The sequence below is a fragment of the Mesorhizobium sp. M0563 genome (assembly GCF_040321065.1).
Classification (GTDB): domain Bacteria; phylum Pseudomonadota; class Alphaproteobacteria; order Rhizobiales; family Rhizobiaceae; genus Mesorhizobium.
Genome location: NZ_JAMYQV010000020.1, coordinates 59063 through 84610 on the forward strand (window position 1 = coordinate 59063; position 25548 = coordinate 84610).

Here is a 25548-nt window from a genome sequence, read left to right on the forward strand (position 1 = left end):
CCCGCTTGCTACAAATTCTCATGCAATCCCCTCACGTCATAGATGACAATCCAGCCGTTGTCGTAGATGCGGGCGACGCCCTTGACGTCATTGAACTTGAGCAGCGCTGCGCCCGAGAGCGGCGTTCCCTGCTGCCCTTGCCACGGCTGAAAGTAAAAGCCGAGCACCGGCGGAGCCGTGGTCAGGCGCAGGTCAATCAGCAGGAAATCGATGTCGCTTCCCGCCAGGGCCCAAAACTCGTCGGGCCCCAATGTCTCGGACTCGAATATGCGCGCGGGATCGATCCCTTCGACGATAGTGACCCTGACGTCCTGCCGGCCATAGCCCGCGAGCAAAAGGCGGTTGATGCGGTCGGTGGTGAAGCGGTTGCCCGCACCAAGCCATTCCTTGGCCCAGCGTGCCGTTTCGATCCCCATCGGCTCGATCGATTCCTGATCTGCGGAGACCCTGTAGCGCCCATGGATCGGACTAATTGAAGAGCTCGTGACGCCGCCCAGGACGATGACCGCCAGAGCAACGGCCGGTGCGATGCGGCGCCACCCGCGTGGCGTGCGGCCCTGCCAGAAGTTGACGATGCTCACCGCGACGACCAGCCCGACGGCGATGAACACGAACGTTCCCATGCGGTTGCCGATTTCCCATCCAGCGATGGTCAGTCGGAAGGCGACCGAGACTGGGAGCCCGAAGGCCAGCAAGCTGAGGAGCACGAGGCGGCTGTCGCGCCAGCGGCGTTTAAGAATGTCCTGGATCGGACGCCAACCGGAGCGCGGACCACTCGGCGCTGCCATGGCCAGCGACCGAAAGAATCCCGTTGCCAGTCCGAGTGCCACCAGCAGGAGCGCCAGCAAGGTGGTCAGCCGCATGTAGAGGGCCTTGTCCGGCGCTCCGAGGTGCTCCGACCGCGGGGTGGGCGCGCCCAGGATCTTCCCGAGCAATGTGTCGAAACCGGACTCGATCACCGGGCCGAGATAGCCTGTGAGAGGGATGCCACGGGCCTGCACCCACAGGGACGGCAGGGCTATGGCGAGGATCGCCGCGAGGCCGACGGCAATGCTGGTCTTGATCCGCAGGGGGTCGTGCCGGCGCAAGGCCTCGAGGGCCGCCAGCGCTCCGAAATAGATGGCGGCGAAGGCGGCCGAGAGGTGATGTGTGACCGCCAGGCTTGCCAACAGCAAGGCTATCAGCCCGAGCGACTTCAGCCTCGGTCGCCCGACGAGATCCTTGGACGCTGCTTCGACCGCGAAGGTCAGCACGCACAGCACGATGCCAAGGCTCTCGTAGGAGAACATCGAATCGAACAGGAAGAAGGTTGAGCAGCCCATATAGGCCAGACAGGCGATGGCCGAGATACGCGGCGATCCGGCGATGCTCTCGAGGAATAGAAACAGGGCACCGATGAACGTCCCCTTGAGGATGACCAACAAGAGCGTCCCCGACACAAACAAGGGAAGTCCCGTCAGATCGACGATCGCCGTTGTCAGGATTTCCAGGGCGGGATACGTTGGCCCGATCGGGAAAAGCGGGTTGGAAAGGAACAGCCGGCGGGCCGTGACGAGATCCTCGGCCGAGATCCAGTGCAAGACCTCGTCATAACCGCTGAAGCTCGTCGGGGAATAGACTATCTTGCAGTAGAACAGGGCTTCGGCAAGCAGGAAGAGCAGGAACAGGCGCTCACCACGGGCTGTCGTCGGCCAGGCGATGCGAAGGCAGGTCGGAGCGACCAGGAGGACGACACCGGACCAGAAGAGCGGCGGCGCCACGTCATAGCCCCGGCGTCCGGCCGCGTGCCCGGCCACGACCAGGAGCACAGCCGTGGCGACCGTCAGGCACAGAACCGCGATCCATCCGGAATTGGCGCGTTGCGGCGGGTCACCGGCGCTGCCGCCGCGAAGGTCGGGACCGATAACGGCCGAGACGAATCGTATCCCGGCCTGGAGCGGGTTGATCCTGGTTCCTGCGGTGAAATAAGCCGGCGTCATCAGCGTCATGCCCTCCGCACAGGAGGCCACGACGTCGCGCCGCCGGGGGGCAAGCGGACCGTGGATCGGCTGCCCAGGACATCACAATAAACGTTGCTCAGCGCTTGCGCGCAGGCATCCCAGTCCGGCAGCGCCAAATCCGGGACCTGCCGATGGGCCTTCAGTTCTTCGGCCATGGCGGCGGCCAGCTCTCCAGGACCGGCGTTGCGCGGAATCGCCCGGCACAGGCCATTGGCGGCCAGCTCCCCCAGACCGGACGTGTTGCTGACGAGGACCGGACGGCGCAGCGACAGGGCTTCCATCACGGCGATCGGATGGGCTTCGTATTCGCTGAACAGCACGAATAGCGCGGCGCTCGCCAGGAGGTCAGCCATTTTCTGCCGGTCGGATCCGGGGATGCTCGCGATAGTGACCCGCTTCTCGAGGCCGAGTGTCGCGACGAGGCGCCGCAATTCTCCCTCATACGGGCCTGTTCCGACGACATGCAGTCGCGCGTCTGGCACCCGGCGGATCAGTTCGGGCAAGGCCGCAATCGCCCGGTGGTGGCCCTTGTAGCGCTCCAGCCTGCCGCCCGAGACGATCAGGTGCGGATCGATCTTAACGCTGGGGCTCGCAGCGGGCATTGCGGCACCGTTCGGGATGACGACAAACCGCTCCCGCGGCAGGCGCATCCTAGCGCTGAAGAAGTTGGCCTCGAATTCGGAGACGCCGATCAGCCGCGCGGCCCGGGCCACCAGCGGCCGAAGCAGCGCGTGCTGGGTGCCGCGCACGGCGTTGCGCAGCCGGGAGGAATGTCCGCCGCTGTGGAAGGTCAGAATGAACGGCACCTCCCCGCGGACCGCCGCGAGCAGCCCGATCGGCACCACGAAGGTGCTGTAACCTTGGAAATGGATCATATCCCAAGCCCCGCGCCGGATCGCGGTATAGATGCCAGGTGCCACATAGAGGTCCAGCTCCCTCGGCCAGGCCGGCACGCGCTGCAGGTGCATGCCGCTCACCTCCTCCTCCACCGGCAATTCCCCCGAGGGATCGGTGGTGAGCACATCGACCGTGTGGCCACGCGCCGCCAAGCGAGGACCGACCTCCTGGATGTGAGTTTCGATACCGCCCATGAACGGATAGCAGCGAGCGGCAACCATCAGGATTCGCATTCGGGGCTTATCCACCGGCATCATAGGCTTTCGCATTTCGCCTGTGCTGTTCGTGCAGCCTCTCGCGCAGGATGGTCTTGAGAACGCGCCAGCCGTCCGGGATGGCGCGCAGATGGCTCACACCGCTAATGCGCGAAGCCTCGAAACTCGCCACCTCGACGATGATAAGGTGGTTCTTCAAAGCCCGCACGTTGATGAGGGTCTCGATCTCGAACCCATCGCAGTCACAGTTCAGCGTGGCGACGTGCTTGGTCCAGAAGGCTATATATCCGTAGCATAGATCGGAGAACAAACCGCCATAGAGCAGCCGCACCATCAGGGTCAGCCCCCAGTTGCCGAGCATTCGGAACAGCGACATGTCGTTGGTGCCGGCGCCTTGGAGGAAGCGTGAGCCCTTGACCAGATCCGCACCGGCCATCAGCGCACTGACAAAAACGATCGCCTCCTCCGGGACCATGGAGCCATCGGCGTCCAGCATGACGATGATGTCGCCTGTGGCGGCCAGGAATCCCGCTTGCAATGCGGCGCCCTTGCCCCGCCGGGGCTCCATGACAACCTTCACGTCCTCGCGCAGGCGGCGCGCGACCGCGACTGTGTCGTCCGTCGAACGACCGTCCACGATGATGATCTCGTGCGCCCAGTTGGGGATGCGCGGTAGAAGCCAAGGTAGGTTCTCGGCTTCGTTGAGCGTCGGGACGATAAAGCTGACTCGGGGCAGAGTCAGCGACCGCCGCAGCGCGACGCTGATTGGGTCAGGCGCCGACACGGCAGCGCCGCGGGCGACGATGCTGGAGACAGGGGCATTCATGGCAGCACGGTGCGGTCGAGCCGTCGGACCAGCGGCGAAGGTTGGAAGCGAGCCAGGACTGCCGACAAGTCTCGGGCGAGAGGACGGGTCCCGGACCGGAACCGGCACGTGGGACCGAAGCCGTTCGCGGCGGAGGGACCGATGAAATCCAAAATCCGGTGCTCCACACTGCGCGCACGCAAATGCGCCGCCAGCGACAAGCCGTAGGTGCCAGCTTCGATGGCAGCGACATCCCCGGATGTGCTTATTCTAAGCATATGCGGACTCCACGACATGATGAAACAAAGATGAGATGAAATAAAAATGAGCGATGGAAAGAGACTTCCCCTCTCTGGAAAGAGACTTCCCCTCTCTTCGTCTGAGCAATGCGAACATTACTAAGAACATTACTAATGAGGCTCCGCAATGGAAAGCACAATAGATGGTTAGAAAGCACAATAGGTGATTAGCTCTTTGTGGTTATCCCTTCAGGGTAGTTCCGGCCCAAACGCCAGCGCAGATGATACGGCAGCGGCACCGATCACCTTCAGCAGCTACGCTGGCAGGGCTGCCAAACCCGTAGGTCCGACCTCTGGAGCCGACAACATCGCAATGCCTTTAACGCCAGCGATGACAATCATCGACCCGCCGCCGGATCTCGAGCGACAGTCTCTACCAAGCGAGCGGTGCAGCATGCAGCGAAGGTCGCCGGCGCGATGAACCTCGCGCGCAACGCCGACATTGCCACTGGCCAGAAGCTGCGACGTGCAGGTTGGCTCGCTCCTTCACTCGGCCGTGATTTCCGAGCTACCACTTGTTCTGTGTCCGAGAAGGGTTGAGCGCGCCCGGCCCTTCGCAGGGGGTACCTTTCGCTAGGCCAGCTGGCTACGGGTAGCTAAACCGGACGCGAGACCGGCCAGGAGAGGTGCTGCCCGTGCGGTCCCGAGACCGGCGGATCGGATACAAGCAACCGATACGAGGTCGTGACCTCTCGTAGACCCCCGATATGACCGAACAAGTCGATCACCTCCAGGCCGGACCGCCGGTTGTAGGTGTGGCACCCGAACGCTCCGGACCGAATGCGACCGACCGGTGTCTGGGCAAATTCCGACTCGCCGAGCGCATCGATCCGGCAGAACGTCACCGCGCCGCCATAGCCGCGCGCGCAGTCTTGGACCGGGCGTAGCGTCCGTCCGCCGTGTCGGATGACGGCGCCTGCAGGGCGGCTGAGCGTGGCATCGAGCAGGACGGGGTTTGCGGCATGGGGCGTCCAGGACCCGGTCAGGCTCTCGGCACGGTAGAGGCTGAGGACATCCCAGGACGTGGACCTCCACAGCCTTGGGCTGACGAAAAACCAGAAGCCACCCTCGTGGCAGAGCGGCGTGGTGTCGTAGCCCTCGATGCCCTCGATGAGGCAGGCCTCCCGCGTCCACCGGTAAGGGAATTCCACGGCCCTGTAGAGGCTGATATTCTTGGCCGCCCCCGATTCGGGGATCATCCAGATCTGCCCATCCTGCTCGAACACGAACGGGTACGAGAGGTGATGCGGTTCCTCCAGGACGATCTGGGGTGCGCCGGCGGTCCCGTTCCGGTTCGCTGTCACGACTGCAATGCACCCCCGTTTCTTCGAGTAGAGGTACTGTTCGACAAAGATGAAATCCTGCCCCTGGTGCCGGAACGGGAACGGGTCGGCAAGGTAGCTGTCGGTGTCCCCGGTAAGCACCCGGAATGCTGCGTCGCCTTTGTCGAGCAAGCTCGCCGATTCGTCGAAGCGCCAGCCAATCCCCCACCTCCTGCCGCCTCTCGCCAGGATGTCCAAGAACCTGATTGCCTTCGATGTCACTGTGCGTGTCGCTCTTGCAAGGGCCGGAAGCGCGCCGAGCGAAGGCACGGCCGTGCGTGGGCCGGAGACACCGGACGCGGCTGAACCGGTTTCCTCGCGCAAGGCTTTTAGGATCAGCGCCACAGCGCAGGAGAGGACGCTATCGAGGCTGGCTGCGAACACTTCACGATCTACACGGGCCGGACGCGCCATCCACGGCTGCGACGGCCGCGCCGTGTCGTGCAGGTCGACGAGAGGGTCCTGATCATTCGCCAAGGCCGCCATGACTCCGATCTCGCCGGGTACGCCGTTGAAGAGCGGCGTCAGCACGCGCCGCCCCGACGGGAGGGGCTCCTCTCCGCTCAAATCGATCACCACGTCCACTTGGTCGGCCGGAGGCGGCGGCAGGGATCGCAGCGCCGCCTCGACGGGGTCGGTGGCGCCGTTGACACGTAAGCCATAGACTAGTCGTTCGAGTTCGAGCAGCAGGCGGAAGATCAACGGCAGCGGGCGGCAGCCGGTCGCGAAAGCGCAGGAGATATCGTTGCCGGGCACTTCAGCAAGCGCCTCTGCCAGCCACAGATGCCAGCGCAGCGGCCGCGACGGATCGAGACTCAAGCAAATGCGCATTGTGTTCTCACGGCGGCTTCAACAAGACGACAGCTTTGACGAGAACCACCTCGAGCGAGGCGCCTTGCCAGCTGTCGGCGGGCCCGCGAGCCAGGGAGGGAGATAAAAAGCCACAGCGCTCGCCACAGCGCGAGAATACTTCCCACCTGCTACTACCGCGGGGACTCGCCAATACGAGGAGCCGAACTCTTGGTTGGGAGCGATGTCTGACAGCACGGGTCCATACTCGAGCGACCGGAATCGGCTAAGCACCACTATGCCCGAACGACGACGGGCCGTGCGAGGTCAGAGGAGGTAATCCTTCGGGGCGGTTGCACTCGGCGCCCGGCGAGAGCCACATGCCGGGATGATTGTCGACTGGCAACGAGTGAAAAGTGAGCTGCGCAACGCCGGACTGCGCGTGCTGGTGTTCGCGTTGCTATCTGTTCCGGCAGCCGTGAGCGCCGCGGACAGCTTGTCGGCAACGTCCTTCATCAAGACCTCGGGCACGGAGTTTACCGTCGACGGCAGGCCGTTCTTCGTGACCGGCGTGAACAACCACTATTTGACCTACGGGTCGCAGGATGAGGTCACCCGCGTTCTCGAGGACGCGGTGGCGATGGGCGCCAATGTGGTTCGCATCTTCCTCCAGCCGGTGATCGGGTCGCCAGACGGAAGCATCGCGACGATCTGGAACTGGCGGCTCGAGGCCGAGGCTGGCGATCTCGCGAGCGCTGGCTGGACGAGTTGCTGATGCCCTACGCCGATCCGCGCGTGCTTGGTGCCGGGCGGCCGCCTCGAGGCTCTGTGGCGCAAACCTCGGCCCTGGTGGTCTTAATGCTGAAAACAGGTTTCCGGGTGGGCCGAATCCAGCGCGTGGAAGCCTGGCTTGTCAAAACCAAGACCATCGCACCGTTTATCGAAGAGTTTGGGCCGACATTGGCAGCTCAAGTCGGGAGAATTCGTGGATGCGTATCTTGATGCGTGCGCAATCCTATCTGCCGATTGGCGGTGGCCAAGAGGGCCACGTCCGGAAGCTAAGTATCGATGGCGCCCGCCGCGATCATGACGTTGCCGTTGCCACAACCGATCAGCCTGGATCGAAAACCGGGCAGACCGAGGATCACGTCTGCAGCGAACACCGGCAGGTCCCGCCCTCCCCCACGATCTCAGTGATCATTTGTGCCTACACCGTGGACAGATGGGAGCTGATGCTTCAGTCGGTGGCGTCGGTTCAGGAGCAGACCTTGCAACCCTGCGAGATCATCGTATGCATCGACCATAATGAGACCCTTTTCCACCATTGTGCCGCGTACTGGGCTGACTTCGCCGCATCCACCCCTCCGATACGGGTGATCCAGAACAAGTACGACGGGCACCTGGGGTCGGCCCGAAACACGGCAGCCGAGACAGCTGCCGGAGACATCGTGGCGTTCTTGGATGACGATGCAGCGGCCGACAAGGACTGGCTCGCGATTCTCACCGCCCCGTACCAGGATGAGCGCATCGGCGCCGTCGGCGGGCGTCCGATGCCGGTTTTCAAGGCTGGCCGCCCGGCCTGGTTCCCCGTGCAGTTCGACTGGGTGTTCGGATGCGCTTATGACGGCCTCCCGACGAGCCGAGGCCCTTTGGCTCATCTCATAGGAGCCAACATGTCGGTCCGGCGGACCCTCCTCGAGCAGGTGGGAGGGTTCCACTCCGACAATCACGACGACATGGACATGTGCCACCGCGTGGCGCACATCAAGGGCAGTGCGGCGGTCATTTACGAACCGGCGGCGACCGTCCGCCACTTCGTACCCGCCTCACGGGCGACTTGGAAGTACTTTTGGCGCCGCTGCTTCTTCGTCAACAAGGGGAAGGTCGAGGCCTTCGCCCAGATGGGCGACGCCGCCACACTGAGTGCAGAGGCCCGCTTCGTCTGGTACGCACTGACCAAGGGCGTACCGCGGGGGATTTCGCAAGCGGCCAAGGGTGATGCCCACGGGCTGGCCCGGTCCGCGGTGATAATCGCTGGCGTGGGGCTGGCCACGGCAGGCCACGTCGCCGGCCGGATCGAACTGGCGCGGCGAATGCGCCGGCAGCGCCAACAGGCAACCAAGCAGATGCTGGACACAGCCGCGCAAGCCGGTGGGCGAGGGAAATAAATGCCGTCTTCGATAATCATTGGTTCGGGTCCAGCTGCAGCCGCCGCCGTGTTGGCGCTGTCCGAGAAGCCGGATGAGAAGATAACCGTGTTCGATCCGGGCACAGTGCTGGACGCGGAGACGCAGGAGGTAATCTCCAGGCTGTCCAAGCTGCGTGTCGGCGACTGGGATGAGGAGGACGTCCGCCGGGTCAGCCTGCAACCCAAGCAGGTCCGGTCCGATTCGCTGCCGGAAAAGAGAAGCTATGGATCCGATTTCCCGTTTGTCAACAAGGGCCAGCTCGACGGCGTCCACTGCGAGGGTAGAGTCAACTCAGCTGTCATCTCAAGCGCCTACGGGGGGTTCAGCAATGTCTGGGGGGCCCAGATTATGCCCTTCAGCGCCGCCACGTTCAAAAGATGGCCGTTCGGCTTCTCGGATATGCAAGAGCACTATCGGACCATCCTGGGTCACATTCCTTTCGCTGGAGAGTCCGACGATCTCGAGGAGTGGTTCCCGCTCATCGGATCCCCGGACCCCCTTCCGCCCCTGGCACCGCGGACGCAGATGGTCCTGGCCAACTACGAACGGCACCGCGATCGTGTGCGCTCCACAGGAATAGCGATAGGCCGCGCCCGGCTCGCCTTCTCAGCGCCCGAATGCCAGCCCTGCGGCCTGTGCATGACCGGGTGCCCGCGGTCGCTAGTCTTTTCGGCCTCGCACAGCTTCGACCGCTTTAGGCGCAGCGGGAGGATCGACTACCACAGCGGGCTGCTCGCGGTGCGAGTCGACCAGGAGGCCGACACAGCCATCGTGGAGGCCCGGGATCTGTCCAGCGGCCGGATCCAGCGATTCACAGCCGACCGGATCTTTGTGGGCTGCGGAGCAATTGGGACCACTCGGCTGATCTTGGGCTCGCTCGGATCGGACCAGCCGGTACATCTTTCGGAATCGGCTCAGTTCATTCTTCCAATGATATCCGTGAAGCCGACCCCCGACCCACGTATAAGGCCCGAGTTCACGCTCAACCAGTTCAACATGGTCATCGCCCGGGACGATGAGGGCTTCGATGTCTCACAGATTCACTTCTATCCGTTCAACCAGGCGTACTACGATGCGCTACCCGGCTTCCTCCAACACCGCGCCGCCGCCTTCGCGACGCATCGGCTCCTGAGCCGGTTGACGGTAGGCCTGGGCTACTTGCCGTCCTGGGCATCACCCAAGATCCGGGTCACCGCCCGGGTGCCCGCAGCTCCTGACGAGCTTCCCCAGATCACGCTCACTTCGGAGGGCTTCAGCGGGGCCAAGGCCAGGGGCAAAGACGTGCCTCTGATGCTCTCTGACGTAATAAAGCGGATTTGGAGGGCGGCACCTTACCTTGACTTGTGGCCAATCACGCGGAAGATGCTGTGGTCGGGCGGGGCCAAGAGCTACCACTTTGGCGGCAGCTTTCCCCACGCCAGTGAGCCGGATACTGGAAATGCTACGACAGACCGCCTCGGGCGGCTGGCGCGCTGGGACCGGATCCATCTTATCGACGGGTCCGTTTTCCCAAATGTTCCAGCTACTACCTTTACCCTGACGGTGATGGCCAATTCTCATCGCATCGCCTGCGAAGCGATGGAACTGAAGGGTTGAGCGTTCAATGCGGATCGGCATCACGGGAGCTAACGGGTATGTCGGGACCATCCTGCGTGCCGCCTTCGCTGAAGAAGGGCATGAGGTCATCGCGTTCGCCCGTCCGAACCGGGTGACCTCCGAATCTGCCGCCGCAACGGTCGGCGTCGGCGAGTGGCGCCCATACGAGATCGAGCGCCCGCCGTCGGCGGCCGCATTCAGCGACCTAGATGTGCTCATCCACGGTGCATGGGACCTGACTCTCGTCAGCGCCGGCGATGTGTGGGGTGTCAATGTGTCCGGGTCGCAGCACCTCCTCCGCAATGCCGCCGACGCAGGGGTTCGCCGGGTCATTTTTATCTCCTCGATGTCCGCTTATAAGGGAACTCGACAGTTGTACGGTCAGGCCAAGCTAGCTTGCGAGCGCACCGCTAGCAGTCTGGGAGGTGTCTCCACCCGCCTCGGATTGGTGTACGGCCCCGGTTGGGGCGGGATGATAGGCGCGCTGCGCAAGCTCACCAACCTGCCGGTCACACCTCTCATCGGGGCACGCTCCCATCAGTTCACCGTGCATGAGGCGGACATGGCAGCTGCCATGGTGCGTATTGTCGAGTCGGACATGCCCCTGCCGGAACCGGTAGGGCTGGCCAACCCCGAACCGGTACCGTTCCGACGGCTCATGAAAGAAATCGCCGCGTCACAAGGCAGAACACTGCGCGCCGTCCCCGTGCCCTGGCAGCTTGTCAGTGGCGTCCTCAAGGCAGCTGAGGCCCTGCATCTCCCCCTACCCTTCCGATCCGATTCAATCCTTGGGCTCGTGCACCCGACGGCAGAGGTTCCCGGCGTAGAGCGGCTCAAGGAGCTCGGAATTGAGTTTCGGTGCTTCTCGCTGGACGGCGATCGACCTTAATCTAGGACATCGCTTGATAATCTAGGACGTTGCATCAACACTCCTGGTCGAAAACCGGCTCGATGCGCCAGAGATATTACCCGCACAGCGAAATGTGCCGTCGGCGCGATCGCAAGAAGAAAGCGGTTGCGCATGCCGTTTGCTGCGATCGCGTCACGCACAATCCCGGTCCAGCCCCCTTATGAAGGGCTTATGAAGGGGCGGGCGAGATACCGCTCCTGATCGTAAAGAGGGAAATGCCCCTTTTCCTTCGCGAGAGCAGCGCTCGCCTCACAGGCCGCCGGGGCAACCCGTGCCATCCCGGCAAGGCTGCGGCGTGCTTCTGTCCCATAATGCTTCCCGCAGAGCATGAGCGCATCGCACCCCGGAGCCAGAGGAGGTAATCCTTCGGGGCCGTTGCACTCGGCGCCCGGTGAGAGCCACATGCCGGGATGATTGTCGACTGGCAACGAGTGAAAAGTGAGCTGCGCAACGCCGGACTGCGCGTGCTGGTGTTCGCGTTGCTATCTGTTCCGGCAGCCGTGAGCGCCCCGGACAGCTTGTCGGCAACGTCCTTCATCAAGACCTCGGGCACGGAGTTTACCGTCGACGGCAGGCCGTTCTTCGTGACCGGCGTGAACAACCACTATTTGACCTACGGGTCGCAGGATGAGGTCACCCGCGTTCTCGAGGACGCGGTGGCGATGGGCGCCAATGTGGTTCGCATCTTCCTCCAGCCGGTGATCGGGTCGCCAGACGGAAGCATCGCGACGATCTGGAACTGGCGGCTCGAGGCCGATGCCAGCAATCTCGCGGTAAGAGGCACGTACCTGCTCTCCTGGGACCCTCGCACGAACGGGATGGCGATCAATGACGGCGCCAAGGGCATGCAGAAGGTTGATTTCCTCATCGCCGAGGCCGGCAAGCGACGCCTGAGGCTCATCATCGGCTTCCTGGATTTCTGGAACTACACGGGTGGCGCCCAGCAGATGCGGGCTTGGTATGGGAGCCGGGACGAGTCCACGTTTTTCTTCGAAGATCCGCGCACGAAGCGCGACTACAAGAGTTGGGTCAGCCACGTCGTGCAGAGGGTCAACCCGCTCACCGGGCTCGCCTACCGGGATGATCCAACCATCATGGCCTGGGAGCTGATGAACGAAGGCAATGCGCAGCCAGAGGCCTTGCGATTGGCCTGGACTGCCGAAATGTCGGCCTACGTGAAGTCCCTCGATTCCAATCACCTTGTCAGCTCAGGGAACGCCAACATTCTCAAAAAGCTCTCCGATTTGACGATCCCGTCCCTCGATTTCGGGACCTGGCACGGCTACCCGCTTTACTACGACCTCACGGTCCAGCAATTCAACGACATGATTACCGAGTTCTGCCAGCTGGCGGCCCGCGCCAAGAAGCCGGTCCTTCTGGAGGAATTCGGCTATGCCCGCTCCAATCGGGACTTCGCCGAGGCTTACGCCATGTGGCTCGACACGCTGACGCGCAATCGCAACTGCGCCGGCTGGATCGTGTGGCGGCTGGTCTCGCGGCAGGACAGCGGACACTTTCCCGTCGACGAATACGACCAGTTCGATGTCCACAATGACGGAAGCGCGCTCTGGAACATCCTCAAAGCCGCCACGGCTCGGGCGACGCAGACCCGCGAAACCAGCCGGGCCTTAGAACTCAGCCCGCAAGTCCCATGACTGAAGCCCTCCGTCATCATTTGTGCGCACACGCTCGACCGCTGGCACGAGTTGAACTGCGCGGTCGCGTCCGTCCGCACGCAACGGGCGCTCCGCGCGTGAAAGCGAGGCTGACTGTCAGAACGTTGTCGCCGGTCAGGACAAGCGATGCCGCATTCGTGTCTACGTTCTGGACGAACACGGCCAGCTTATGGGGGGTCAACCTTGCTTGCACAGACGACGATGCGGCGAAAGAGCACGCCAGGCGGTTAGCAGACGGCCACAAGGTGGAGCTTTGGCGACTGGTTGCGCGGTTCAAATTTGACAATCCGCGGGCCGTCCCGCGGCGACGAAGCGTCCGCGCGCCCTAGGGCCACGTTCCGCCATTTCGACAGGCCGCATCTCCTGTATTAGAAGGTGTTAATAAGTTTTCGCCCAGCCTCATTCTCGCCGCAAATGGCAGTAAAAGTCGCTTGGCTTGCGTACATTGTCCTTAATAATCACTTCACGTGTGGTACAAGACGGTGCGATGTAAGTCATGAAGCGAAAATGCCTGCGTTTTACTTAGGGCGCAGGTGGAATAAAAAATAAAAAGCGAAATGAACTAAGGATCTACTGTTGCTTCTACTAAACGGCAAGCGGGGCGGTGCGTCCGCCGGAAGTGCTGCGCTCGACTTCAACTCGGCTGCGGCTCGAACCGTTGAACACTTTGCGTGCGTCGGCAGCGCCACCGATTCAAGGGAGGGCCTGATGGGCATTCCCGCCGCCAAACCTCACTTTCGATGGCGAGTTCAACGTTAAGCTCGCTCGACAACAATGTCTGAGCGAGGACTTCCAAAGCTCTGCTACTTTGAAATCCGTTCGCGGTGCCTAGCTGCGAGCATGCGGCATGTCGCGCCTTCGGGGTGCGCGGTCGTCGAAATTCCCTGTTTTCAACCCCAAATAAGGATCACGGAATGGCTCTTTCCGCCCCCATAGGCTTTGCGTCTAGCGACTTGGTCTTCGAGGAAGACTTCTCCGGCACGGCGCTCGACAGCGATTGGCATACCTATACCACCAGCAATGCCGCCAACGGCTGGCCATGGAACAGCAATGGATCAGGAGGCAGCGGCGTCGGCGCGACGTATTATGCCGACTACGACATGCCGAGCCAAGTGTCCGTGAGCAACGGGCAGTTGAATCTCACGGCGATCAAACAGCCCGTCAGCGGCATAAACAATGGGACGGCACAGACATTCCCGGTCACGTCCGGCGCAGTCAGCAGCTACGGCAACTTCGAATTCAACGGCGGCTACCTTCAGGTCAGCATGAAGGCGCCGAGCGGCGACGGCGCGTGGCCAGCCCTCTGGCTGTTGCCCGGCCAAGGCGCCGGCAGCAGCGGCGACAATTTCGAGATCGATATGCACGAAGGCGGGTTTACCGAAAGCTCCGGCCCGGTTGACAATAACTTCAGTTGGCACCTTCACGGCCCATCTGGATGGGTCGGCGCGAGCATCGACAGCGGCGTCGACCTCACGGCCGGCTTCCACACCTACGGCATCAACTGGGATCCCGGTAAATCGATCACCTGGTATCTCGACGGGAAGCAGATGGCGCAGGTCACCAGCGCACAGGCGACGATCCCGAATGAGCCGATGGAATTGATCATGAACAATGGAGTCGCGAATTCGAACACGGCCGGATGGCACACGGCTCTCGACAGCTCGACCCCTTCGTCGATGCAGATGCAGGTCGATGAGATTCAGCTCTATCAAAAGGCCGGCAGCGGCGACACCGTCACGGGCGCGAACGTCGCTCCCCCAATCACTGGGACGACCGGGACCGAGACTGGGTCTATCCCAACTTCCGGCAGCACCAGCGATGGCACCTTGTACGGCACCAGCGGCGCGGATGTATTGCATGGAAACAGCGGCCACACGATGATCGGCTATGGCGGCAACGACACTTATTATGTCGATAATGCCAACGAGAAGGTGGTTGAGGCAGTGGGCGGCGGCAACGACAGTGTGATCGCCTCGGTGAGCTATGCGCTTTCGGCTGGCTCGGAGATCGAACATCTCGCCACCAGCAACCCGTCCGGCACGAAGGCGATATCCTTCACCGGCAACGAGTTCGCCCAGACCATCCAGGGCAATGCCGGCAACAATGTCATCAATGGCGGGCTCGGCCCCGACGTCTTGACCGGTTACGGAGGCCACGATGCCTTCTCGTTCAATACTGCTCTTGGAGCCGGCAATGTCGATAAGATCACCGACTTCAAGCGCTCCCAGGATACGTTCCATCTGAGCGATACCGTTTTTGCCGGGCTTCAGTCGGGAGGACTTCCATCCAAAGCTTTCTTTGTTGGTGCAGCCGCGCATGACAGTTCCGATCATATCATCTACAACAGTGAAACTGGGGCGCTCTCTTTCGACAGTGACGGGGCCGGCGGCGCATCTCAAATACAGTTCGCCACCCTTTCCCCACATCTCTCGCTCGGCGCAGCCTCATTCTATGTGACCTGAAGAAACGCGGGGCTGCCGTGGCCAAATAAGGACTGGATAAACAGCACCTCAGAGCCATGATCCCGAACCGAAGTCAGCGTAGCAAAAGGCGGGAGCCCCGTTTTCGGAGAAGATCTGCTCAAAAAAGAGATGGGGTTCCATCCCGATGCCATCGGGATGGAACAGGCTCTAGTTGTGAGCTTTCTGTAGGTTGTCCATTCGGACCGAACCGAGGAGACTGGGGTTACAAAGCTTCAGCACTCACCGGAGGATCCGAAATGAACATCCACAAGAATACCTGTCTGACGCCGTGGCGGCGAGAGGAACTGGTCTTTCGGTCATCGAGAGACATCTCTCCCAAGGCCTTGCGGCGCTGCCTATCGTGTGTCGGCCAAGATCATGGCGCGCGTTGGATGGAGCGGTCCGAGGGGCTCGCGAGACAGGCCTCGCGCTCCACATTGGATCCTATCCGCGGGGCAGATGTGGAGCAACATCGAACAACCCTGGTCTGCCACATCACGCAACCCTGGCGTGAACGGCCCCTTGTCGAACGCATAGGCGTGGTCGAGCTGATCGCAGTCACCGGCCTGAAGCTGGAAGCGCAGTCGATGCCGCGACCGACGAAAGGTATCAAGTGAGCGATGCCGAGATGGAGGCGTTCGACGATCTGAAGGCGACCCATTCCATCCGGAATGGAACTACACCATCCGTCCGAGATCAGTCGCAAGTCGGAGCGGTTGACGGTGTCGTAACCCGAGCTCCCTCCCGTGCGCAATCACACCAATGCTTGCAGGTGACGCCGATTTGGGAAACTATTCAGCCGCGAGGCCTCCAACAGGTTGATTTGGTCGGGCTGCCGCAGCTGAATTCGTGGCGATCTCTAAAACCGACCTCGTTGTGCTGGAAAATACAAATGCTAACGTCGCGGCGCTCATTCCTGAAGCTCTTTGGCGCCGTGTCGCTCGCGACATTCGGTCTGGCGAGTTATGCCCTCGCGATTGAACCTCGGTTTCGACTGCGTGTCACTCGCTACAAGGTCCTACCGCCGCGCTGGCCGACCACTGCCAAGCCCCTGCGCATCGTCGTGATCGCTGACATCCACGCCTGCGAGCCTTGGATGCCGGTTTCCAGGATCGACGAGATCGTCGCTGTTTCGAATAGCCTGCAGCCCGATATCATCCTTCTCCTTGGCGACTATGTGATGGGCGTACTGCCGCGCTATGCCACCGGGATCGTGCCCGACACTGTTTGGGGCAATTCCCTTTCGAAACTTTCCGCGCCACTCGGCTGCCACGCCATTCTCGGCAACCACGACTGGTGGCACGGTGTCGATAGCGTCCGCGCAGCCCTCGTCGACAATGGCATTCCGGTCCTCGAGAACACCGCCACGCTTATCCGGCAGCAGGATGGCCCATCATTCTGGCTCGCGGGTCTTGGCGACCAGTGGGCCATGCAGTTTTCTCGCGGCGTGTACAAGGGCGTCGACGATCTGCCTGGAACAATGGCCGCAATACCGGACGACGGCAATCCGATATTGCTCCTTGCGCATGAACCGGACATCTTCACTACTGTCCCTGACCGTGTCAGCCTGACGTTATGCGGCCATACACATGGCGGACAGGTGCGCTTGCCATTCATCGGACCCCCCATCATCAATTCAGCCTACGGACAGCGCTTCGCCTACGGGCATGTCGTCGAGGGTGGGCGGCACATGGTCGTATCCGGGGGTTTGGGCGTATCGTGGCTGCCGGTGCGCTTCGGCGTCTCGCCGGAGATCATGGTCGTCGATATCGGCCCGCCGAAAACGGGCTCTCGTCCTATCGAAGAATGACGTCTGCTGTTCCAGAGAGACCTGCCGTCCGCGGACCGTTCCGCGTGAGGTATTGATGGTCGTGTACATGCGGTCGGGGTTTCGCCGTGTTCCCATCGCGTCCAAGACGAACGCGGCGCAGTCCATCATCCTTTCTCCGGACAAACGGAGTTCCGCTGATCCCTCTCGATTTCCACTTGAATGCCCTTGAGAAGGCGAGCCAGGCGTCCGAAACGCCTTTCGTCGACATTCTCGCGCAACGGGAACTTGAATGCGGTCAGCGGCATCTAGCAGCCCACCCTTGTCGTCAGCGCCTGAGCAGGAAGCACCTCCAGAATACAAAACCCCACGCTTGGGCGAGAGATCCTTTCGGCCATCGGAAGGCCGACCTCTACCGCGATCTGCCGCTGACCTTCGGCACGCCGACCATGTCGCCCCACTGCGCCGACGAGCTCAAATACGACGTGGTCGCGAAAGTTGTCGGGGAATTCACCAAAATGAAGGCGGACGGGATCGAGTTCGCTGGCCAGCCGCTGGCCAATCTCGTCACCATGAATGGGGTGCGTGTCTTTGCCCAAGACGGCACGTGGGGTCTGGTCAGGGCCTCGTCGAACAAGGCGGAAATTGTTGTCGTCGTGGAAAGCCCTGTCTCGCCGGAACGACGTCGCGAGATGTTCGAGGCTGTCGATGCCGTGCTGCGCCGCAATCCAGAGGTCGGAGCCTACAACCAGACATTTTGAGAGGACTGGGCCATGCCGGAGCGGATCGTAAGTTTTGTCATGAGCGGGGGCGTCGGGTCACGGCTGTGGCCGCTCTCGCGCGAAGACAATCTCAAGCAATTCCACGACCTTTCGGGCGACGGCTCCATGCTCGCGAAGACTGTCCGACGCCCCAAGGCGCGGTCGGACGGCGAGACGCCGATCTATCTGATAGCCTCCGAACGGCATGCCGACCGCGTTATCTCGGACATCGGTCCGCTCGACCTGAACGGCGGCATCGCCAGAGACGGCCGCACCGATCGCGGTGGCTGGGTGCGCACCCTTAATTCCGACGGCAGCGTGGCTGACCCGACGGAGGACGCCTACGACCATTCCTGCCTGCTCCTGGCGCTTGCCCATGCTCACCGATGCGGCCATCAGGATGCCCTGCAGCTGGCACAAGAGACGTTCCATTTCATCGACACCCATCTCGAGGATGTCAGCCTGAACGGCTTCCTCGGGACCCCCGGCTGGAAGGGGGTGCGGTACTCGAACCCGCACATGCACATGCTGGAATCCTTCCTTGCCTGGCATGACGTCACCGGCGAGCGTGCATATCTCCGTCGGGCGGCACGTGTCGTCGATCTCTTCCGGTGCCATTTTTTCGACCAGGAGAGCTGGACGCTTGGGGAACATTTCGACGTCAATTGGCTACCGTTGCCGGGAGACGAGGGACAGTGGACCGAACCAGGGCTCGATTTCGAATGGGCTTCGCTCCTCGTCGAGTTCGCGCGGGCAAGCGGGCAGAAAGACTTGGCAGCCTACGCCAGGAAGCTCTATTCGTCGGCGATCGCCAGCGGATTGAAACCGGGCCACGGGCCTGGCTTATGCAGCTGTGTCGCGGCAGGGAATTCCCTTCGACCGGCTCTCCCGCAGCTGGCCGCAATGCGAAGCCGTCAAGGCGGCCGTCGCCCTGGACGGCATCGGCGGGCCTGATCTGAAAACCGAGATCGAAGCTCGTGTCGCCCGCCTCTTCAAATGGCATATCGTTCCCGCACCGCTTGGCTTGTGGATCGACAGGATTGACGAGCGCGGAAGGTCACTGGCAACGGAGGTCCCCGAGCATTTTCTACCACCTCGTGACGGCCTTAATGCAGTATTTGGACAAGACCGGAGGGCAGGTCGAACCTTTCCCGCTGCCAGCTTTGGATACGAGCAAGAGCGTTGCGATGCAGGGTTACGGCTGACCCAACCGTCCGCGTAGCTCCGTGTTGGTCAAACGATCAATAACGAAACTAGTACAAGATAGGGAGGAATACCCATGAAAGTGACAATCCTGGGAAACTATCCGCCCCATGCTTATAAGGGATTGATACAAGGCTCAGACCGAGAAGCTGCAATCAAGGCGATTTTGGAAAGCGTTGGTGGCAAGGTGTCCGGTATGATGTTTACTCGCGGCGCCTATGATATTGTCGTCAATGCTGAGGTTCCGGACCAGGCCGATGGGATGGACCTAGCACTGGCGGTGCGGGCAAGCGGCTGGGTAAACGACCTCGTTGTCCTCGAAGAACCCGACATGAAGGCGGTGCTCGCAGCTGCCAAAAGGCTGCCGGAGTTTACAAGCTCGCCGGCTGATGGGACTGGCTGTACATTGAAGGCAGCACGGTTCCGATTGAACGCGCCGTGCTGCCAAGTCTCAAGGAAAGACAAGGCGGGGTTTCGGAAAGCCGAAGCAGGCGCGGCATTGGTTCTGCTTCAATACCGCGCCGACAGCGAACGCGCCCGGCTCAGGCGGTCAGAAACGGAGGTCATGCCGAGTTAATTTTGGAATGTACACCCTAGAAGGTGCGCCCGACGGATCGGCTAGGTCCGGTTTTGTAGGGTTTCTTGTCGGAGCGCTTCTTTATCTAATCGGAGCGCGACAAGGCAACCGAGATCACATTGTCAGTATCTGTTTCAGGTAGCTCGAACAGCATTGGCAAAAATTGGCCGCTCGGGCGGCGTTCTCATGATCACCGTTCCTAAGCGAGCTCGGACTTTACGACTTTCCAGGATACCTATGGTCCTGACGCAGCGGGTGGAGCTAGCCGTCACTTCCCTACACCCTGTGCGCCGCCACCAATCTCGCGTAGAAGGGCCCTGGCCGAACCCGGCCCTGGGACGCGAGAACTCCATGCGAATAGTGTTGCCTGTCCTGTTGCTCGGCGCCGCCCTCGCCAGCCTGTCGCCCGCCCGGGCAGCGGCCGGCGATTGCGGCGATGCCGCCGCCCTGGTGCAGCAGGCCTATCCCAAGGCCCGAAAGAGCGCCGACGGCGCCTCGTTCACGCTTGTACCCCATACGAGCATCGCCTCAACGCTCCCGGAGAGCGATGCGCCATTCGGCCTGGCCTGCAAGATCTGGCCGGCTCATGACGACCTGCTTTTGGTCGCGGTACCGCTGATCGACAGCGCTAACAGCGACCACCTGCATGTTGGCGACATCGAGCTACTGGTCGTCGATAGAAAGAGCCTGCGGGTGCGCCAGCGCCTGCTTCAGCCTGGACTGATGACCGATGATGCCATCGCGATCCGTAAGGTGGAATTCGACACCGGCCGCTATGCACTGGCCCCTGACGCCACCGCCTTCGGCCTGCGCATCGAAGTGGCAAACCATTCGCAGGCTACTCCCTTCACTGAAACCGACCTGCGGCTCTATGCCGTCGCCACCGATGCGCTGCGCTTGGTGCTCGACGGCCTCGTGGTCGCCGGCCATGGCGGCGAAGGCGATGCCAGTTGCGCCGGATCGTTTCATTCCAGCCAGGTCAGCCTGGCGATGAGCCCGGCGAGCCATCACGGCTATCGTGACATCATTGCGGTCGAGCGGACGGATACCGACAATCCCTCCCCCGACAAAGATGGCGAATGCAAGTCCCATCCCGCCAAGTCTGTGAAGCGGACCTACCGGCTGCGCTATGACGGCAGCCGCTATTCGGTTCCCGCGGCACTCAGGGTGATGGGATTGTGACGCCGCCGCACACGTCCCTGCCTTGGTTCGTCAATGTGATCAATTCCAGTTGAATGGGTATCGACCATTAATTCTCTCGTGGTAGGAGGCGCTCAAGGGGGCTCTTCCCAAAGGAGCTGATGATTTGTGGTGGTCAAGATTGTTTTGCCGGAACGTGGGACGACAGACTGGACGGGCTATTCTCCGCAAAGGTCGACTACGCCGGGAAATCCATTCTCGATGTTGGCTGCAATATGGGTGTTGTCGCCTATGAGATATCCAAGCTGAAACCCAGCTCGATCCACGGGATCGACATTGCCAAGCCGCACATCCAGACTGCAAAAATGTTATTGAGCTGCTCCCCGGTGCATGCCCGGTTCGATCGCCTGAATCTTGGCAGCCGGCGCCTCGGCAATATCCTTCTACCGAAATACGATATCGTCCTGCTGCTGGCCGTCTATCAGCACATGCAGCGCAACATCGGCCCAGGCAAGGCGCGAAGGGTGCTTTCCAATATTGTGAGGCGCACCTCAAACGTTGTTGCCCGCGTTCATCGAAACGCTGTCCGACGAGGGATTCCAAGTTAAGAGCACTCACATATCCCCTCTTGGTAGTCATGTGCTCGTTCTTGAGAAACCTGCCTTCGGAAATCCGCAGCCATGATGACACATTCCTTGTGGTAGTCTGCCCACCAACATCCATGTGCCAGCAGCGGGCGCAGACCAGCTGCCTGCCTGCAGCTCGGCCCGGGGGGCGCTGATTCGCCGGCAGAAACCATCTTGCGGATGACTTCGCGCCAATACCGATGACATTGAGGGTTGCGGCTACGGTGTTTTCTGCTAGTGCCTTGACGGCCAGGATGCGCCCGTTGGCATAAGTGGCGAAAGAAGAATTTGGCCGCCACGGCGAGAGCATTGGCCGTCCCGCCTGCGGTCAGCGCGCCGCCACTATCGAAATTCAGCCAGGTGCGTCATCATCTCGCGGCGCCCTCCCAGCGCTCATGGCTCATGGCGCCGAACGGGTGAACAGGGTTCGGAATAGCTCCTGCGCACGCCGCAGTCCTTCATCTGTCAGAACCACTGACTTCGCCTTGTTTGCTGGATTCGCGATCAGCCCCTTCTGGTGCAAGCGATCCAGAGCGCTCCAATCGAATCCCTTCCAGACGCGCCTCTCTTCATGCAGCGTCAGCCAAAGCAGGCCCAGAACGGCTTCGTCGATCTTGTCGGTGTCGATCTCCATGCAAGCAGTCTAACACGCGAAAGGGCCTCTGCCACGATCCACACCGGATAGTTACTCCCTGCCACGCGCGTTCGGCTGAAAACAAGTGCCTCACTCAGGCGTCGCGTGCGCGACGGCGTCGCTCGCGCGGGCGACGAGCCGGGGAACGGGGTTCACCGTCGTGCTAAGCGGCCGTGGCAGCCTTGCCGCTGGCAATGAAATGCGGATTGGCGAAATCCTCGTCGTCGCTCTGGTTGCGCTTATCGCAGGCGAGCGGCGCGCTATCCAGCGTGCGCGTCATGCCGCCGGCAGCGCGCAGCACCGCGTCACCCGCCGCGGTGTCCCATTCCATAGTGCGGCCGAAACGCGGATACGTTTGGCGGGACACTTTCTTTTCCGACGCGCTCTCCGGCCGCAGAAGTCTCAACCTTGCCAGAGGTGAATTTTTGACCCCTGAGCGGTTATCGCGGAGCGCATTCCGGGCCACAACCGACTTTGCGACATCCCCTCACTGATTCACTGCCCGTCTAGGGCCAGAATGCGAAATCTGCTGTGAGGGTCGGGCTTAGGAACAACCGCTCAAGCTCGGTCCGACGTTGCAGGGCTGACGTGTTCTCATCGAGCCAAGACTGACTCTAGTACCGTGCCGGGAATGAGCTATAGTTCAGATACTGTGACGGCCGGGGGCTTGCACAATGGCTGGACTGGGTGAACAGATTGCGCGTCAGCAGCGCACCATGGGACCGCTCCTGGTGACGGCAGTGGTCATCGGCCTTGTCGGTCTGCCCGTCGCAGCCTGGCTCGACCTCCGAGACCTATCGGAACGGATGCTGCGCAGGCAAGCCAGCGAAATCAGCCGGATCATCGACGAAATGCGCGGATTCTACGGCAGCGAGGTCGTGGGACGCGTGCTGCAAGCTAACGGCGCCGTGACCGCGACGCACAACTATCGGGAGGTGCCAGGTGCGATCCCTATTCCAGCAACCCTCTCGATCGAACTCGGCAAGCGCATCAGCGCTCATGACGGGTCGGTCAAATATCGGTTCGTCTCGGATCTGCCTTTCAAAGGTCGCGCGCCCCACCAGCTCGATGTTTTCGAGCGGAATGCAATCTTGGCTTTGCGCGCCAACCCGAAGGAGCCGATCATCGGGGTCTCGGGCTCACTGTTTGACCGGCAGGTCCGCGCCGTGGCCCCTGTTGTAATGGGACAAGTGTGCGTGACCTGCCATAACTCACACCCGGACAGCCCCAAGACGGACTGGAAGGTAGGGATGTCCGAGGGATTCAGGAGATATCAGTCAATCAGCCTATTGCTGCGAACGTGCTGACTTTCAAGTATCTGCTCCTATATTTCGGTTTCGCGGCGGCGGCGGGCCTGACGTTCATTCTCCTGCAGCGTCGGCAGTCCGCGTTGATTCAGGGCATCAACAAGGAGCTTTCGGAGGCAAACGACTTCCTGGCCGCGATTTCATTGAAGATCGCCAAATATCTTTCGCCTCAAATTTACAAAAGCATCTTCAGCGGCCAGAAGGACGTCACCATCGCGACCGAGCGCAAGAAGCTCACGATCTTTTTCTCCGACGTCAAGGATTTCACCGCGATCGTGGAACGGCTCCAGCCCGAGGACCTGACGCTTCTCCTCAACGAGTACTTCACTGAGATGTCGACGATCGCGCTCAAACACGGCGGCACCGTCGACAAGTTCATCGGCGACGCGCTTCTTGTGTTCTTCGGAGACCCCGAGACGCAGGGCGTCGAGGAAGACGCGAGAGCCTGCTTGCGCATGGCTGTCGACATGCAGCGTCGGCTGGAGCAGTTGAACAGGGTGTGGCATGACCGCGGAGTTGAACGGCCCTTCCGAGCTCGCATGGGCATCAACACGGGCTATTGCAATGTTGGGAACTTCGGTTCCGATGATCGGATGGACTACACGATCATTGGAGCCGAGGCGAACTTGGCGGCCCGGCTGCAGTCGATTGCCGAGCCCGGCGGCATCTGCCTCAGCTATGAGACTTACGCGCTCGTGCGCGACCTTGTCCGGGCGCGTCCATTAGCACCGATTGCCATGAAGGGGATCAGCCGGGAGGTTGTCCCCTACGAAGTCGAGGGCCTCCTGGGTGAACTCGCCCAGCGCCCTCAGGTCATCAGCGAGCATACGACTGGTCTCGACTTGTTCCTCGATGTTGAGGCAATCGACGAGAACGGGGTGGAGCGGGCGAAGAAACGACTTTCGGAGGCGCTCCTGGCCTTAACCATCCGAAGCAAGCCCGCCGCATTTTAGGTTCTTGAACGTGATCCAATCTGGACCGTGGCCAGCCAAGTAAAGTCCGGTTCAACACCGTTCAGCCGCGCCGGGTCCCGGCCAGGAGTTCGCGCGCATCATCCTCGTTGGTCATCAGCGCCGTCAGGGCCGAGGCGTCGATGAATATCAGTCATTCTCGTACAGGCTGTCGCGAAACGCCTTGTCGGCGGGCCTGCCGTGATCAGGCTTGCCCCGGGCTCGCAGATCACGGCAGAACCTGACGCCGATCTCCACGAGGGACGGTCTAGCCTGTTCGCGCTCAAGCTCATGTTTGAGCGCGGCATGGACGGCCTCTGTCAGACCAGTCCTCTTAAGTGCGGCGACCCGGCGGGCCAGTGCGTCGGTCTCGTGATTTTTGATGTGGAACGCCATCACTCGCTCGTATAGCCGTTCAAGTGTATCGGTATACAGCAATTTGGATACACCGTGTGAAGGCCCCGCAGCATCGGCCGGACACGAAGAGAATCGCCACGCCGACCCTACTGTAGGCTGGATGGGGATCGTACCGTTGTGGTTACAGATCTCGAGCAGTATCTGAGGTCGCTTCCGTAAGTCACTTGCAACACCCGCACTTTCGTACGGGTCTGGAACTGCGCAATCATCGCCTAGCCAGATCTAGCAGCCTTGCCGCTGGCGATGAAATGCGGATTGGCGAAATCCTCGTCATCGCTCTGGTTGCGCTTGCCGTAGGCGAGCGGCGCACCATCCAGCGTTCGCGTCATGCCGCCGGCAGCGCGTAGCACCGCGTCACCCGCGGCAGTGTCCCATTCCATGGTGCGGCCGAAGCGCGGATAGACGTCCGCCTCGGCGCCGGCGACGAGACAGAATTTCAGCGACGAGCCGACCGAAACGATCTCGGCAGCGCCAAGCGCGCGGATATACGCCTCGGTCTCCGGCGTGTTGTGGGAGCGGCTGGCAACGACGGTCAGCGGCACCATACCGGCCCTTGCCGAAATCGGCTGGCGATCGACGATCTCGTAGTCGTCATTGATCTCGATCGTTTCCGCTTTGCCCGGCCGGCCGGAAAAGAAGCGGCCGGTGCAAGGCGCGAAAACCACGCCGATCTCCGGCAATCCGTGGCGAACCAGCGCGATGTTGACGGTGAAATCGGTCCGCCGATTGACGAATTCCTTGGTGCCGTCGAGCGGATCGATCAGGAAAAAGGCGTCGCCGAGATCCGGCGCCATGATGCCGGCAGAGGCTTCCTCCTCTGCCACGCATGGAATCTCTGGAAAAGCGGCGCGCAGCCCGGCAAGGATGATCTTCTCGCTCTCGCGATCGGCTTCGGTCACCGGCGAATTGTCCGACTTGCTGTCGACCGCACAGCCGGCCTGAAACACGCGCATCACCTCGCGCCCCGCCGCCAAGGCAAGGCGCTCGAAGACGGCGAGCATCGCT

At 61.6% G+C, this 25548-nt stretch carries 19 protein-coding genes and 4 pseudogenes; 15 read left to right on the plus strand and 8 right to left on the minus strand.

Annotated elements, in window-relative coordinates:
• Positions 1-8: 8 nt before the first annotated feature.
• The 4 genes from NKI50_RS23300 to NKI50_RS23315 form a co-directional block, all read right to left on the minus strand.
• Positions 9-1988 carry a putative glycosyltransferase family protein gene (locus NKI50_RS23300; protein ID WP_352717686.1) on the minus strand — a complete coding sequence of 660 codons (1980 nt, stop codon included), beginning with the start codon at positions 1986-1988 and terminating at the stop codon, positions 9-11.
• The gene (locus NKI50_RS23305; RefSeq protein ID WP_352549099.1) at positions 1985-3130 is read right to left on the minus strand and encodes a glycosyltransferase family 4 protein; all 1146 of its coding nucleotides are present in this window, start codon (positions 3128-3130) and stop codon (positions 1985-1987) included. Before NKI50_RS23305 ends, NKI50_RS23300 begins: the two co-directional genes overlap by 4 nt.
• 7 nt (positions 3131-3137) lie before the next feature.
• A complete protein-coding gene (locus NKI50_RS23310; RefSeq protein ID WP_352717688.1) occupies positions 3138-3896 on the minus strand; it encodes a glycosyltransferase family 2 protein in 759 nt (252 codons plus the stop codon).
• A gap of 916 nt (positions 3897-4812) precedes the next feature.
• Positions 4813-6369: a glucosamine inositolphosphorylceramide transferase family protein gene (locus tag NKI50_RS23315; RefSeq protein WP_352717690.1), complete on the minus strand. Its 1557-nt coding sequence runs from the start codon at positions 6367-6369 to the stop codon at positions 4813-4815.
• A gap of 346 nt (positions 6370-6715) precedes the next feature.
• Between NKI50_RS23315 and NKI50_RS23320 the strand changes: the two genes are divergently transcribed.
• The 14 genes and pseudogenes from NKI50_RS23320 to NKI50_RS23385 all read left to right on the plus strand — a co-directional run bounded on the left by NKI50_RS23320 (position 6716) and on the right by NKI50_RS23385 (position 21217).
• Positions 6716-7102 (plus strand): hypothetical protein, encoded by a 387-nt coding sequence (locus NKI50_RS23320; RefSeq protein ID WP_352549093.1) that lies wholly within the window; start codon positions 6716-6718, stop codon positions 7100-7102.
• Positions 7102-7329, plus strand: a complete 228-nt coding sequence (locus tag NKI50_RS23325; RefSeq protein ID WP_352549092.1) for a hypothetical protein — start codon at positions 7102-7104, stop codon at positions 7327-7329. The genes NKI50_RS23320 and NKI50_RS23325 overlap by 1 nt, the downstream gene beginning before the upstream one ends.
• Positions 7317-8495, plus strand: coding sequence for a glycosyltransferase family 2 protein (locus NKI50_RS23330; RefSeq protein WP_352717692.1), 1179 nt, complete (start codon positions 7317-7319; stop codon positions 8493-8495). Before NKI50_RS23325 ends, NKI50_RS23330 begins: the two co-directional genes overlap by 13 nt.
• The gene (locus NKI50_RS23335; RefSeq protein ID WP_352717694.1) at positions 8496-10112 is read left to right on the plus strand and encodes a Rossmann-fold NAD(P)-binding domain-containing protein; all 1617 of its coding nucleotides are present in this window, start codon (positions 8496-8498) and stop codon (positions 10110-10112) included.
• Positions 10113-10119: 7 nt separating this feature from the next.
• A complete protein-coding gene (locus tag NKI50_RS23340) occupies positions 10120-11001 on the plus strand; it encodes an NAD-dependent epimerase/dehydratase family protein (RefSeq protein ID WP_352549088.1) in 882 nt (293 codons plus the stop codon).
• 431 nt (positions 11002-11432) lie between these two features.
• Entirely contained in the window at positions 11433-12677 is a 1245-nt protein-coding gene (locus tag NKI50_RS23345) for a glycoside hydrolase 5 family protein (RefSeq protein WP_352717697.1), read from the plus strand.
• 935 nt (positions 12678-13612) lie between these two features.
• A complete protein-coding gene (locus NKI50_RS23350) occupies positions 13613-15160 on the plus strand; it encodes a family 16 glycosylhydrolase (RefSeq protein WP_352717699.1) in 1548 nt (515 codons plus the stop codon).
• 257 nt (positions 15161-15417) lie between these two features.
• Positions 15418-15777, plus strand: a complete 360-nt coding sequence (locus NKI50_RS23355) for a hypothetical protein (RefSeq protein WP_352717701.1) — start codon at positions 15418-15420, stop codon at positions 15775-15777.
• Positions 15774-16970, plus strand: coding sequence for a metallophosphoesterase (locus tag NKI50_RS23360; protein ID WP_352717703.1), 1197 nt, complete (start codon positions 15774-15776; stop codon positions 16968-16970). The genes NKI50_RS23355 and NKI50_RS23360 overlap by 4 nt, the downstream gene beginning before the upstream one ends.
• A gap of 362 nt (positions 16971-17332) precedes the next feature.
• Positions 17333-17689, plus strand: a pseudogene (locus NKI50_RS23365) (phosphomannomutase/phosphoglucomutase); the annotation flags it as partial.
• 63 nt (positions 17690-17752) lie between these two features.
• Positions 17753-18894: pseudogene (locus NKI50_RS23370) on the plus strand (AGE family epimerase/isomerase); the annotation flags it as partial.
• A 74-nt stretch (positions 18895-18968) separates the two neighbouring features.
• Positions 18969-19469 carry a GYD domain-containing protein gene (locus NKI50_RS23375; protein WP_352717705.1) on the plus strand — a complete coding sequence of 167 codons (501 nt, stop codon included), beginning with the start codon at positions 18969-18971 and terminating at the stop codon, positions 19467-19469.
• Between the two features lie 237 nt (positions 19470-19706).
• The gene (locus NKI50_RS23380) at positions 19707-20651 is read left to right on the plus strand and encodes a PA3715 family protein (protein WP_352717707.1); all 945 of its coding nucleotides are present in this window, start codon (positions 19707-19709) and stop codon (positions 20649-20651) included.
• Between the two features lie 119 nt (positions 20652-20770).
• Positions 20771-21217, plus strand: coding sequence for a class I SAM-dependent methyltransferase (locus NKI50_RS23385; RefSeq protein ID WP_352717709.1), 447 nt, complete (start codon positions 20771-20773; stop codon positions 21215-21217).
• 418 nt (positions 21218-21635) lie between these two features.
• Here NKI50_RS23385 and NKI50_RS23390 read toward each other — a convergent pair whose 3' ends face one another.
• Both NKI50_RS23390 and NKI50_RS23395 read right to left on the minus strand, forming a co-directional pair.
• Complete coding sequence (locus tag NKI50_RS23390; protein ID WP_352717711.1) at positions 21636-21869, minus strand: DUF6429 family protein; 234 nt, start codon at positions 21867-21869, stop codon at positions 21636-21638.
• Positions 21870-22032: 163 nt separating this feature from the next.
• Positions 22033-22221, minus strand: a pseudogene (locus NKI50_RS23395) (inositol monophosphatase family protein); the annotation flags it as partial.
• A gap of 322 nt (positions 22222-22543) precedes the next feature.
• Here NKI50_RS23395 and NKI50_RS23400 point away from each other — a divergent pair.
• Positions 22544-24129 (plus strand): annotated as a pseudogene (locus NKI50_RS23400) (adenylate/guanylate cyclase domain-containing protein).
• 147 nt (positions 24130-24276) lie between these two features.
• Here the strand turns inward: NKI50_RS23400 and NKI50_RS23405 are convergent.
• Both NKI50_RS23405 and cysQ read right to left on the minus strand, forming a co-directional pair.
• Positions 24277-24522 carry a type II toxin-antitoxin system VapB family antitoxin gene (locus NKI50_RS23405; protein ID WP_352717713.1) on the minus strand — a complete coding sequence of 82 codons (246 nt, stop codon included), beginning with the start codon at positions 24520-24522 and terminating at the stop codon, positions 24277-24279.
• A gap of 233 nt (positions 24523-24755) precedes the next feature.
• Complete coding sequence (gene cysQ / locus NKI50_RS23410; RefSeq protein WP_352717770.1) at positions 24756-25544, minus strand: 3'(2'),5'-bisphosphate nucleotidase CysQ; 789 nt, start codon at positions 25542-25544, stop codon at positions 24756-24758.
• Positions 25545-25548: the final 4 nt, after the last annotated feature.

Bases quoted from the DNA above. Each gene is read 5' to 3' on its own strand.
- NKI50_RS23350 (WP_352717699.1), top strand. From the start codon at position 13,613: ATGGCTCTTTCCGCCCCCATAGGCTTTGCGTCTAGCGACTTGGTCTTC.
- NKI50_RS23320 (WP_352549093.1), top strand. From the start codon at position 6,716: ATGATTGTCGACTGGCAACGAGTGAAAAGTGAGCTGCGCAACGCCGGA.
- NKI50_RS23305 (WP_352549099.1), bottom strand. From the start codon at position 3,130: ATGCGAATCCTGATGGTTGCCGCTCGCTGCTATCCGTTCATGGGCGGT.
- cysQ (WP_352717770.1), bottom strand. From the start codon at position 25,544: ATGCTCGCCGTCTTCGAGCGCCTTGCCTTGGCGGCGGGGCGCGAGGTG.
- NKI50_RS23390 (WP_352717711.1), bottom strand. From the start codon at position 21,869: ATGGAGATCGACACCGACAAGATCGACGAAGCCGTTCTGGGCCTGCTT.
- NKI50_RS23325 (WP_352549092.1), top strand. From the start codon at position 7,102: ATGCCCTACGCCGATCCGCGCGTGCTTGGTGCCGGGCGGCCGCCTCGA.
- NKI50_RS23355 (WP_352717701.1), top strand. From the start codon at position 15,418: ATGAACATCCACAAGAATACCTGTCTGACGCCGTGGCGGCGAGAGGAA.
- NKI50_RS23335 (WP_352717694.1), top strand. From the start codon at position 8,496: ATGCCGTCTTCGATAATCATTGGTTCGGGTCCAGCTGCAGCCGCCGCC.
- NKI50_RS23405 (WP_352717713.1), bottom strand. From the start codon at position 24,522: ATGGCGTTCCACATCAAAAATCACGAGACCGACGCACTGGCCCGCCGG.
- NKI50_RS23385 (WP_352717709.1), top strand. From the start codon at position 20,771: ATGATTTGTGGTGGTCAAGATTGTTTTGCCGGAACGTGGGACGACAGA.
- NKI50_RS23340 (WP_352549088.1), top strand. From the start codon at position 10,120: ATGCGGATCGGCATCACGGGAGCTAACGGGTATGTCGGGACCATCCTG.
- NKI50_RS23330 (WP_352717692.1), top strand. From the start codon at position 7,317: ATGCGTATCTTGATGCGTGCGCAATCCTATCTGCCGATTGGCGGTGGC.
- NKI50_RS23375 (WP_352717705.1), top strand. From the start codon at position 18,969: ATGAAAGTGACAATCCTGGGAAACTATCCGCCCCATGCTTATAAGGGA.
- NKI50_RS23345 (WP_352717697.1), top strand. From the start codon at position 11,433: ATGATTGTCGACTGGCAACGAGTGAAAAGTGAGCTGCGCAACGCCGGA.
- NKI50_RS23380 (WP_352717707.1), top strand. From the start codon at position 19,707: ATGGTCCTGACGCAGCGGGTGGAGCTAGCCGTCACTTCCCTACACCCT.
- NKI50_RS23315 (WP_352717690.1), bottom strand. From the start codon at position 6,369: ATGCGCATTTGCTTGAGTCTCGATCCGTCGCGGCCGCTGCGCTGGCAT.
- NKI50_RS23300 (WP_352717686.1), bottom strand. From the start codon at position 1,988: ATGACGCTGATGACGCCGGCTTATTTCACCGCAGGAACCAGGATCAAC.